This is a genomic window from Sphingomonas aestuarii (assembly GCF_054457155.1).
In genome coordinates, this window is the sequence record NZ_JBTKVV010000025.1 from 1 (window position 1) to 461 (window position 461).

Annotated in this window: 1 pseudogene; it reads right to left on the bottom strand. The window is 65.9% G+C overall.

Annotated features, from left to right (window positions below):
- Positions 1 to 461, bottom strand: a pseudogene (locus ACX0GZ_RS14780) (IS5 family transposase); the annotation flags it as partial.

Here is a 461-nt window from a genome sequence, read left to right on the forward strand (position 1 = left end):
CGATAATCCTTGAGGCGGCAGAACATGCGCTCGACTGCGTTTCGGCCTTTGTAGAGCGAGGGCGAGAAGCAGCTTTTCCAGCGCCGGTTCGCCTTGGAGGGGATGTTGGGCACGGCACCCCGGCGCTCGATCAGGTCGCGGATCGCGTTGCTGTCATATGCCTTGTCCGCCAAGACGATGGTGCGCGGCGCGAGACCGTCGAGCAGGACATCGGCAGCACGGCAGTCGGCGACGTTGCCGCCGGTCAGCAGGAAGCGGAGCGGGCGGCCTTCGCCGTCGGTGAGCGCGTGGAGCTTGCTGTTGCGGCCACCTCGGCTGATCCCGATCGCTTGGACGAGCGCCCCCCTTTTCCGCCGACCGCCGAGCGGTGCGCCTTCATATGTGTGCTGTCGATCAGGACCTCGGCAGGCGGTCCACCCGCTGCCGCCAGCGTGACGAATATCTCTTGCCAGATGCCTTTC